Genomic DNA, 12,586 nt, shown 5'->3' with positions numbered 1-12,586 from the left:
TTTAAATTATAATCTTTTAACGACTATTCTGTTCTTAAACTTTTTACCGGGTTTACTGTTGCTGCCTTTATTGCTTTTATGCTTACCGTGATAAAGGCAATGCCAAAGGTGATTGCCGCTGCCACCAGGAAAACCCACCAGTTCACTGAAGTTTTATAAGCAAAATTTTGCAGCCATTTATTCATGGCCCAATAACCCACCGGCAATGCAATGCAGGTGGCGATCAGTACGGGTTTTAATAAATCTTTTGAAAGTAATACAACAATGTTCTGCACCGATGAGCCCAGCACTTTTCTTACACCAATTTCTTTAAAACGTTTGGTAGCTGTGAATGAGGCAAGTCCGAATAAGCCAAGGCATGCAACAAATATGGCGAGGCCGGCAAATACGGTTAATATGGTTTGCTGTCGCAGGTCTTTTTTGTACATATCATTAAACTGCTCATCTAAAAATTTATATTCAAGCGGATAAGCGGGTGCTACCCTGCTGTATTCCTGTTTTATGAGATTGATGCCGGATTGAACATTCCCCGGTTTTAACTTTACCAGGATAGCTCTTCTGTCATCTGCAGGAGAAATAACCAGCGGCTCTATATTTTCTTTTAATGTTTGAAAATTAAAATCATCCACCACACCTATTATTCTTCGCTTTGCATTATCGCGAATAGTATTCTGTATCCATTTACCAACGGCTTGCTGCGGTGTCCATCCAAGCTTTGCTGCAGCCGTTTTATTTATTAATACCGCATCGGTTGTATCTGTTGGAAACTGCGCCGAAAAGTCCCTGCCTGCAATCATTTTCAATCCAAGCGTTTCTACAAATTCAAAATCGGCAAATTCTGTTCTTGCATTCCATCGTTCACTGTGCCCTTCCACATCAAACACATGGCCATCAAAAAAGCCGCCCGGCTCACCAGACATTAACGATACCGACTGCACAGCGCTTTTGTTTTGCAGTTCTGTTTTAAACACATTCATGTTGTTATAAATGTCATTGTTGTCAATCGGAACAATCACGGTTTGTTCTTTGTTATAACCCAGCTGCTTGTTTTTTACATAGCTCATTTGTTTCATAATGATTATGGTGCCAATAATAAGGAATACAGAAATACTGAACTGCACTATTACCAGTGCTTGCCTGAAGGAAGCACCGCCCTTACCCAGTTTTAATTTACCTTTTAATGCATTTACAGGGGAGAACGCCGACAACACAAATGCCGGGTAACTGCCTGCCAGGATTCCAACGACGATAATAATGCCGGTGAGGAATGCATAGACGGGCAAAGCATTCCATGAAACAGTTAATGAATAACCAAGTAACTGGTTATACCAGGGCATTACCAGTAATAATAGCACAACAGAAAGTATGCATGCAACAGTGGTGAGCAAAACGCTTTCACCAATAAACTGCCATATAAGGCTGTTACGCAATGCACCTAATACTTTCCTTAACCCAACTTCTTTTGAACGCTCTGCTGCACGAATGGTAGATAGGTTCATAAAGTTGATGCAGGCTATCAATAATATTAAAACGGCGATGGAAAGAAAAATGTAAACAACAGTTTTATCGCCATGCTTAACAACACCGCCAAATTCAGAAGGCGTTTCGAAATAAATATCTTTTAAAGGTGTAAGCGAGAGCGTGAAATGCAGGCCGTATTTACGCATATCACTGCCCATATATTTTTCTATAAACTGCGGCAACTGCTTTTCTATCTGCGCCTGCGTTGTATGCGGACTTAGCCGGACGTAAGTAAATATGCCGTTATTGATCCAGGTGGTCATCCAGCTTCTGTCTTTATAATTTTCAAGCGGGAGCACCAGGTCAAATGAGAGATGGGAATTGGAGGGAACATCTTTTGCTATGCCGGTAACTTTAAGCGGTGTGTCTTTATCAAGCAAGATTGTTTTTCCCAAAGCTTTATCAATACTTCCGAAATATTTTTTTGCTGTAGTTTCGGTTAGCACAACGCTATGCGGATTTTGTAATGCGGTTTGCGGATTACCTTTTAATAAAGGGAAAGAAAAGAAGCTGAAAAAATTACTGTCGGCATCAATTATTTTCTTTTCATGAAAGGAACGGTTGCCGATAGTAATAAGATTATCATTCTGGTTTATGCGGACTACATTTTCAACCTGTCCGTTAAAATCGTTCAATAAAGCAGGCGCATACATACCGGATAAATAGGCTACACCGTGTGACTGCCCGTCTTTTTCAAAGCCACGCATCACCCGGTAAATGCGGTTACTATCCTTTTGAAAATTATCAACACTAAATTCATTCATGATGAACAGGAAGATCATCATACAAACAGTTATGCCAATGGTTAAGCCGAGAATATTAATGAAAGAAAAAACCTTGTTCTTCATCAGATTCCGGCAGGCGGTTTTGAAATAGTTTTTAAACATATAGTTGTTTATTTAGCTGCGAGTTTCAAGCTGCAGGCTCTTAACTTGCGTTATTTAATTCACTACTTTATTTATCATTTATCTCTCATTATAACCTTTTGGAAAATTCATAATCTTCCAGAGTTTCACTCCGTTCGTAAACTCTTCACCGGGTTTGTCAATGCAGCTTTAACTGCCTGGAAGCTTACCGTGAGTAACGTTATTATAATAGTTATGGCTGCGGCAAAAGCAAACACCTGCCATGATATGGTTGTTCTGTATACATAACCATTCAGCCATGCATTCATACTCCACCATACAGCGGGAACAGCCAGTAAAAAAGCAAGGCAGTTCAGCAGCATAAATTCGCCGGTAAGTAACCTCCATAAACCTGTAACCGAAGCGCCCAGTATTTTGCGGATGCCTATTTCTTTTATGCGCTGTTCGGCCATGAATGAAGCCAGTGCATATAAACCAAGGCCGGATATAATTATTGCCAGCACCGCAAATGCACCTGCAAGCGTTCCGGTTGTTTCTACAGTACTGAATTGTTTCGCATATTCATCATCAACAAAGCTGTAAACGAATGGCGCCGCAGGGCTGTATTGTTTAAAAGTTTTCTCCACTTTTTGCAATGCCTGTTGTGCACTTATTGAAGGAGAAAGCTTTACCGTCATGTAATTCATCGGCTGTTGTGCAAGAAAGAAAGCCGTAGGAACAACAGAGGAAAACGGTGAGCCCATTATGGCATCATCAATTAAGCCGATAATGGTAAAAGTGTTGCCACGGAAATCGAGTTGTTTTCCAACAGCATCCCGGATATTCATATAATCCAGCGCTTTTTTATTGAGTATAACACCCGATGAATCTGTAATAAAGCTGCGTGAAAAATTCCTTCCTTTTATAAAACGCCATTGTACCGTATTGGCAAAATCTTCTGTAACTGATACGGTGCCAAAAACCGGCTGCACGTCGGGATCTAATCCATCCCATGAATATCCACCTGCTGATAATTTTAACTGGTTTACAGGCGCTGAAGATGTTGCAATATTAACAGCAGCACCGGACTGCAACAGGTCATTTCTGAAAGCATTATAATGTGTTTGCAATTCAGGCGTTTTAATTGCAATATTTATTAACCCATTTGCTGAATAACCTAACGGCCTGTTCCTGGCATAATTCAACTGTTTTAAAACAATAAGTGTTGAAGTTATTAAAAAGACGGAGGTAAAGAATTGCACTATTACCAATACTTTTCGTGAAGTAGCTGCGGCTTTTCCGGCCTGGAAACCACCTTTCAATACTTTAGCAGGCTTGTAAGATGAAAGATAAAATGCAGGATAGAGGCCCGCTGCAATGCCCGTGGTTAATACAAATGAAATGCAGGCAATGCAGAAATAAATATTATTGAATGGTATTGCAATATCAGCGCTGATAAGTGTATTGAACCAGGGCAAACTAATTTGTACTAAAACAAGGCTGATAATAAATGCAATAATTGTTATAATAATTGATTCGCCAAGGAAGCGGAGTACCAATTGTTTTTTTGCCGAACCAATTGTTTTCAAAATACCTACTTCCTTTGCACGCTTGCTGCTGCGTGCTGTAGAAAGGTTCATAAAATTGATGCATGCCAGCAGCAACACAAAAAATCCTATCAAACCAAACATCCATATATACTGAATCTGGCCGCCTGTATTTACACCATTTGTAAAAGTTGAATACAAATGCCATTTTTCCATCGGGTGAAGCAATAACACAGGTTTGATATCTGTAAGATGCTCGCTCATCAAACCGGCTATTTTTTGGGATACATCATCGTTATGAATACCCTTATTCAATTGCACATATAAATTATACCAGCAAACATTCCAGGCATCATTTTTTTCATCGCCTTTTGGCATAAAATAATTCCAGGACCCGATATATTTCAGATTGGCAAAAGAAGAGTTTGAAGGAAGATCATTATAAATGCCTGTTATTTCCAGGTTGCTCTTATTGTCAATTTTAATGATTTTTCCAACGGCATCTTTATCGCCAAACAGGGCCTTTGCAAGCGAGGCGCTAATGATAATTGATGAAGGGTCATCCAGTGTTTTTACAGAACCTTTCAAGGCAGAGAAACCCAGCATATCGAGAAATCCGGGCTGCGCAAAAATGCCATTGGCACTGAGTTTCGCATCGTTGATTGCAATGATATGATCCTCTGCTTTCGATGTAAGCGCCACCTGATTAAAATCTGAACCAAACCTGTTTTTTAGTTCGGCAGCCAATGGTATTGAACAACCCACATCTGTGCTTACTTCACCACTGAAAGTGCCTGTAAGCATAACCTGCGAAATGCTTTTATAATTAGAAAAGTTTTTATTGAACGATAATTCCCGCCATATCCATAAGCTTATAATGATGGTTACGGCCATTCCCAATGCGAGCCCCGCAATGTTGATGAAAGTAACCGCTTTATTGCGGGCCATGTTACGACGGATGATCCTGAAATAATTTCTAAGCATGCTTTTAATTTCTATTAATATATTTTATTGGCAGCAAGCTTTGAGCTGCAGGCTTTTAACTTCACGTTATTTAATTTAGCATTCTCTTTATTTAGCACTTACCTTCATCATTATAACTTTTGAAAAGTCTTAAGCTTCCAAAAGTTTTTACTCTGTTCTTAAACTCTTCACCGGGTTTGCCAATGCAGCTTTTATTGCTGTGTAGCCAACAGTAAGCCATGCTATAATTAATGAGCAAAAAATAGTGGCAATAAAAAACCAATAATTAATATCAATACGATAAGCATATTGTTGCAACCATTGATGCATGTAATACCATGCTATTGGCGATGCAATCAGGAATGCAATAACAATTAAAAACGTAAATTCTTTTGAAAGCATCACCACGATATCACGTACTGGCGCACCAAGTACTTTGCGAATACCAATTTCCTTCCTGCGCTGAACTGCCATAAAAGAAATTAAACCATACAAGCCAAGACAGGAAATAACAATGGCAATACCTGAAAATATTTTATACAAAACAGCTAACTCATTTTCCTGTTGGTAATAGTATTCTAAAGTTTTATCAAGAAAGCCATATTCAAAAACATAATCAGGATAATATTTGCCCCATAATTTTTTAAGATCACCAATCACCGATTTTGCTTTTTGCATATCAATCTTAATGTTGGCAACACCGTATTGCGGCTTCATTGCAGTTAAAACGGTTGGGCTGATGGCATCGCGCAATGAGAAGGTATGAAAATCTTTCACCACGCCAACAATGGGTGCAAGCTTTCCTGCAACAGATATCATTTTACCAATAGCTTTATCGGGAGAAGTCAATCCAAGGTTTCTTACTACTGTTTCGTTTACTACAAATTCACGAATTGTATCCGATGCAAAATATTTTCTGCCCGCAACCAGTTTTAAATCATACAAATTAAAGAAGGCTGTATCTGCCGGTTTCATTTGCACAATCATATTTGGTTTTTGCATGTCGGTGTTTTCAACCGTTCGCAAATCAGTGGCCCAGCCGCCACCGCCTGAAGGCATAAATACACTAAAACTTACCTGCTGCACACCGTTTATTTTCCCTATTTCATTTTTAATAAAATCCATTTTTGTTTTACTGATACTGTCCTTTGGAAAGCTGGCATTAATAACCGCATGCTTATCAAAACCTAAATCTGCATTGCGGAAATAATTCATTTGCGATGCAACGATCAGGGTGCCGATAATAAGTGATTGTGCTATTACAAATTGAAATACAACCAGCCCCCGTCTTAATGAAATTCCCTTATTGCCGCTCACGGTTACCGCGCTTTTTAAAACATTAACCGACTTAAATCCTGATAAAACCAATGCAGGATAGAACCCCGATAAAAATGTAACAACAACAAATGCAGCCAGTATGCCCGTAATAAATTTTGAGGTAAATAAACTGGCAGAAGTAATATGAACGCCGAGCAGAGAATTTACTAACGATAAACAAGCCAGTGCAACAATAACGGACCCAAGTAAAGCAATGAATGTTGTAATGCCTGTTTCGCCCAAAAACTGCATTACAAGTTGCTTGCGGCTGCTGCCTAATACTTTTCTTACGCCCACTTCCTTCGCCCGGTTTATTGCCTGGGCCGTAGTTACATTAATGAAGTTTACACAGGCAATTACCAGCAAAAAAATACCAATAATGCTTAGCGCAAGAATAAGGTCTTCGCTAAATGTTCTGCCTGTAAAATTGCCATACCGGTTATCGAAATGAATTTCTTTTAATGGTTGTAATGAAAGAAAATAACCGGGATTAACAGGCTTGATATATTTATCAGTAAACTGGCTTAATAATTTATCGAACTGCTCTCTGGAGGCGTTTTTATTAAGCTGCACAAAACAATAATTCTCATCTGAAATACTGCCCCAGTCATTGGGATCTGAAAATTTCATCAGCGTTGCATAAGATACAACAACGCTTAATGGAAAGTCTGTATTGACAGGCAGGTTATCCAAAACGCCCGTTACCTTCATTATTTCGCCGTACACTTTCACCGTTTTCCCCATTGCAGCATGCCAGTCTCCAAAATATTTTTTTGCAACGTCCTTTGTAAGCAGTATTGTATTTACATCGTTCAGCGCTGTTTTACTGTTGCCGGCAATAAACGGAAAATTGAACATCTGGAAAAACGACGGCTCTGCAATCATTACATGCTGTTCCTTGAAATTTTTCAGCACTGATCCATCTGTGCCCGTTATACTTACCTGTACATCATTATCGCCGGAGATAGCTGCTACATTTTTAAGTTGCGGGAAATTGGAGCGGATAGCCTGCGTTACCGGGAGAGGAACGCCGGTTCTGTATTCACGGTTTTCTTTGGCACGGCCAATACGCACCACGCGGTATATTTCATTTTTGTTTTCGTGAAAATCTTCAAAGCTTTGCTCATATTGAATTACCAGGAAAATAAGCAGGAAAGCAGCAAAGCCAACCGTAAGGCCTGCAATGTTTATAAAAGAATTGCTTTTATGCTGCTGCAGGTTTCTCCACGCTGTTTTTAAATATGTTTTAAACATTTTATTTTTTAATTATTAGTTAGCGGCTGCTTTTAGCTTTTGGAAAATTTACAGGGTTTCCGAAAGTTTTTATTCAGTTCGCAACGACTTCACCGGGTTTACCCATGCCGCCTTTACTGCCTGTGCACAAACCGTAATTAATGCTATGCCTACGGCCATTAATCCCGGTATTAAAAACATCCACCATTTAATATCTATCCTGTAAGCAAAATCCTGCAGCCATTTATGCATGGCAAACCAGGCAACCGGCATTGCAATTACAGTTGCTACCAACACCAGTTGCATAAAGCTTTTACCAAGCATGAGGGTTACAGAACTAACCGATGCGCCCAGTACTTTTCTTATACCGATTTCTTTTACACGCTGCGACACTGTAAACATTACAAGTCCTGTTAAACCCAAACAGGCTATTATAAAAGCAAGCAGGGTAAATACAAATGAAAGCTGTTCCTGTTTTTGTTCTGCCGCATATTGTTTGGCAAAAGCTTCATCAAGGAAATTAAAATCAGCCGTATTCTGGCGATCAAATTTTGCGTATGTTTTTTTAAGATAATCAAGCCCCGCTGCAATTTTACCTTTCGCAATTCTTACATAAAGGTTATCCTGTTCATTGGCTGCCGGCGGCAGCATTAATACCATCGGCTCTATCTTATGTTGCAGCGATGAAAAATGAAAATCTTTTACAACACCAATAATATTGCGATGGCTCATTTCTGTAAACCGGTTTACCCGGTATTCAGATTTTTTCCCAACGGCATTTGTATAGCCCAGTTGCTTCATTAATGTTTCATTAATAAGCATAGTGCCATATTGATCCGTTTGCATATCTTTTGAAAAACTCCTGCCCTGCAATAATTGAATATTCATGGTCTTTAGAAAATCATCATCCACATATAATTGTTTTGCCATGGTGGATGATGATTGCATCACGCCATTCTTTTCAAATGCAAAATCGTGGCCGCCGAGATAGTTATCGCCAATAGCATTTCCCGCAACGGCAACATCTTCAATAAGCGGGCTTTGAAGCAATGCATTTTTAAGGGCGGGAATTTCACTACGCACTTTCATATCATCAATATGAAAGGTTAATACCTGCGCTTTATTAAAGCCAAGGTCTTTATTATTTACATACTGCATTTGTTTGTAAATAATAAAGGAGCCGCTTATAAGAAATACTGCTATTACAAACTGGAATACTACAAGGGATTTGCGCAGCAATGCACTTGTTTGCATATTGCCCAACTGGCCTTTTAATGATGGTATCATTTTAAAACGTGACAGGAACAATGCAGGATAACTGCCGCTTATAAGACCGGCGAGCAAAGCAAATACAATTACAAACCCGATAGTAGGGTATATTCCGAAGCGCCATATATCTAACTCTTTGCCCGCTATGTTATTAAAGAAGGGCATGCTTGCTTCAACAAGGAATATTGCAATAAAAGCTGCAATGAATGTAACCAGCAAAGCTTCTGCAATAAACAAACCGGCAAGGTTACCGCGGGATGAACCGATGACTTTTCTTATGCCAATTTCTTTTACCCGCACTGCAGAACGTGCTGTGGAAAGGTTCATGTAATTAATAAGTGCAATCAATAAAATTAAAATACCGATAGCAATGAAAATGTAAACGCGGCTCATGCTGCTGTTAGTGCTTAACTCATATTGAAGGTTGGAGTGAAGGTGAATAGAAGTTAATGGCTGCAGTTCCATACGATAATCCTTAATGCCCATTTCTTTGGCAATTGTCTGCATGCCGAATGCATTCAGTTTTTTCCCAAACGCATTTACATCAACACCCTTCTTTAAAAGTATGTAATCATACATGTAAAGGTTTTGCCAGGTGTTCTGATCGTTTGAAACAACATACATGGAACGGATGCCGCTGAACTGCAGGTGTGAATTCTGCGGAACATCTTTTATAACGCCGGTAATTTTTACAGGCTCGCTGTCGCCAAAATATATAGTTTGATTAAGGGCTTGTGCTACACCGCCAAATATTTTCTTTGCAAGGCTTTCTGTTATAACCGTTGAATTTGGCTGGGATAAGGCCGAAGCCGCATCGCCATATAAAAAGGTATAGCTGAATATTTTAAAGAAGTTGTTATCGGCAAAGAGAATATCGTTTTGTTTAAAGGCTTCTTTATTAAATTTTATTACACCGCCGCCTTCTGCATCTATGCGGACAACCTGTTCCACTTCCGGAAATTTTTCTGTTATTGCAGGGCCGAGTGGCGGCGGGTTTAATGCGAGGTTCATACTCCCGCCTTCCCAGTTGGCATGCTGAGCTATGCGGTAAATACGATCAGCATTGGTAAACGAGCGGTCGTAGCTCAATTCATCACCCACATATAAAGCAATTAACCAAAAAGCGGCAAGGCCTATAGTAATGCCGGCGATATTAATAAATGAATACACCTTATTGCGGGTGAGGTTTCGCCAGGCGGTTCTGAAATAATTCTGTAGCATGATGTTGGAATTTGCTTATCGCTGTCCGTATACAAATTCTGTATTCTTTCAAACAGGCCTAATTCAGCTTTCAACAGCTATGCCAAGGGATAAAAAATTAATTCTCAATAAGTTGAAATACAATCCGGTATAGAAACTGTGCGATAACGTACGGTTTCAATCTTAGGAGCGGACAGTAACCCCCTGAAGGCTTTTCCCGGAAACCTCAGGAGCCTGTTTATAACTGACCGTAAATTTTATTGCTATTCCGTCCGCAAGCTCTTCACCGGGTTCGCCACTGCCGCCCTTACCGCCTGGAAACTTACGGTTATCAATGCAATTAATATCACAAGGAATGCAGCGCCAGTAAATAACCACCAGCTTTGTGTAATGCGGTATGGATAATTCTGCAGCCATTTATCGCTTGCCATATAGGCCGCCGGTATTGCAATAACGAGTGCAATGGCCACCAGTTTTAAAAAGTCTTTTGAAAGAATGATAACAACGACGTTTACAGATGCGCCCAATACTTTTCTTATACCAATTTCTTTTGTACGTTTTTCAGCCGACAGTACAGACAAGCCAAATAATCCAATACAGGAAATGAATATGGTGAGCACAGCGCCAAACAAAATAATCTGTTTCCATTTAGCTTCTGATTCATATTCGTTTCTGCGTTGCTCATCTTTAAAAACATAATCGTATGGGCTTAAAGGATAGACCTGTTTAAATGTTTTCCGTATAAAATTTAATGTTTGCGTTTCAGTGCCGGGTTTGTATTTTATGTCATACAAGCCATAAGAGTTATCCTTCTTCATGGTGAATAACTGCGGCCCTATTTTTTGATACAGCGATTTATTATGGTAATCTTTTACCACGCCAACCACATGATAAATTTCATTGTTGTTATAAAAGAAATTTACGATTTCGCCAACCGGCTCTTTCCAGCCGGCTTTCTGCACAAAAGATTCATTTACGAGTACTGAATTGGCAGCATCGCCAGGATAATCTTTTGAAAAATTCCTTCCTTTAATTATTGGGATATTCATCATGGGTATGTACGATTCATCCACCGTTTCATAATCAAACTGAATACTGGAATCGGTACCTGTCCTGGCGCCTGTCATCCATTGGCCGCCGTTCTTTAAGGCAACACCAATAATATTTGGATTCTTCAGCAACTCATTTTTAAAAACAACCGCTTCGTCGCGCTTTATATTGTCTTTATGCACTTCAATAATATTACTGTCATCATAACCAGGATTTGTATGTGTAAGAAAATTAAACTGGCGGTAAATAGTGAGCGTTGCAATAATTAAAAAAGATGCAAGTGCAAACTGCAAAACCACTAATGATTTCTGCAAATAACTTTTCCCTTTAATATTAAAACGGCTGTATAATGTTTCAACAGGATTATAACCTGATAATACAAGAGCGGGATAAAAACCGGCCAGCAAACTCGTTAAAAAGAATAGAACAATATAACCGGCTATCAGTTTGGTATCAAACAAATAAACAACGGATAAGGCTTTATTGGCGAGATCATTAAATACAGGTAATATTAATTGCACCAGCAATAAGGCAAATGCAAAAGCAATAAAACAAAGCAAAAATGATTCACCGAGAAACTGGAATATCAATTGCTTCCTGCCGCCGCCAACCACCTTGCGGATACCTATTTCTTTGGCGCGTTTTACAGAACGGGCCACCGTAAGGTTTACGAAATTGATACAGGCTATGAGCAATACGAACAAGGCAATGCCTGAAAGAATATAAGAGTAGGTAGGGTTGCTTGCATGCACCATGCCGTTTTGTGCAGACAGCTCCTTGTTCATGTGAATATCCGTATAGGGCTGCAGGTAATAAGTGCCCATTGATGCATCCGGGCCGCCGCCATATTTTTCAATCATGGCTTTAAAAGTTTTAGAAGCATCTGCCACATAAAACTTTTGCATGTTGCTGTCAATAGCTGCAACATTGCTGTTGGGATTGACCACAACAAATGTGTTTAAAAAGAAACTGTACCAGTTATCGTTGTTCTGTGCATCAGCATCAGATACTTTAAATGGTAATAAAATATCAAAACGTATGGATGAGTTTTGCGGGCTGCGTTTGGCAACAGCTGTTACCTTATGCGGTGTAAATGCTGAATCATTTTTCAACATTAATATCTTACCAACAGCATCTTTGGTACCAAAATGTTTTATTGCTTCATCTTCTGAAATAACAATGGAAGAAGGGTCTTTTAAACAGGTTTTGGCATCGCCATGCAGCAGCGGAAAAGTAAATACATTGAAGAAAACTGAATCAACATATAACACATCCTGGCTCTTAACATCATTGCCCAATTGTATGTCTTCCCTGCCGCTTTGCACGCGCACAAAACTTTCTATGCCCGGCACATTTTGAGCAAACCGCGGTCCCTGCAAATAACCCGTGTTACTGCTTTTATATTCCTGGCCGTTATGCTTGTTTTTGGAAACAATGCGGTAAATGTTGTTTACGTTATGATGAAATTTATCAAAGCTTACTTCATCCTTAACATATAAAATAATGAGCATGGCACAAGCCAGGCCTATGCTTAAACCCGCAATGTTGATAAATGAATAGATTTTGTTGCGCTTCAGGTTGCGCCACGCAATGGTGAGATAATTTTTAAACATAAAAACATTTTAAATTGTAAATCAAAAC

General features: G+C 39.3%; 5 protein-coding genes. All 5 read right to left on the bottom strand.

Translation table 11 applies throughout. The annotated features are described in order from the left end of the window. Positions 1-23: 23 nt before the first annotated feature. The gene (locus tag ACTHN6_RS09630) at positions 24-2,369 is read right to left on the bottom strand and encodes an ABC transporter permease (RefSeq protein WP_440435542.1); all 2,346 of its coding nucleotides are present in this window, start codon (positions 2,367-2,369) and stop codon (positions 24-26) included. 164 nt (positions 2,370-2,533) lie between these two features. Beyond that, a complete protein-coding gene (locus ACTHN6_RS09625) occupies positions 2,534-4,897 on the bottom strand; it encodes an ABC transporter permease (RefSeq protein WP_440435541.1) in 2,364 nt (787 codons plus the stop codon). A gap of 147 nt (positions 4,898-5,044) precedes the next feature. Further along, positions 5,045-7,447 carry an ABC transporter permease gene (locus ACTHN6_RS09620; RefSeq protein WP_440435540.1) on the bottom strand — a complete coding sequence of 801 codons (2,403 nt, stop codon included), beginning with the start codon at positions 7,445-7,447 and terminating at the stop codon, positions 5,045-5,047. 69 nt (positions 7,448-7,516) lie between these two features. Continuing rightward, positions 7,517-9,916, bottom strand: coding sequence for an ABC transporter permease (locus ACTHN6_RS09615; protein WP_440435539.1), 2,400 nt, complete (start codon positions 9,914-9,916; stop codon positions 7,517-7,519). A 242-nt stretch (positions 9,917-10,158) separates the two neighbouring features. Then, entirely contained in the window at positions 10,159-12,558 is a 2,400-nt protein-coding gene (locus ACTHN6_RS09610) for an ABC transporter permease (protein WP_440435538.1), read from the bottom strand. Positions 12,559-12,586 lie beyond the last annotated feature (28 nt).

The sequence above is a fragment of the Parafilimonas sp. genome (genome assembly GCF_051953455.1).
GTDB lineage: Bacteria > Bacteroidota > Bacteroidia > Chitinophagales > Chitinophagaceae > Parafilimonas.
This window is presented reverse-complemented; position numbering and strand designations above follow the sequence as displayed.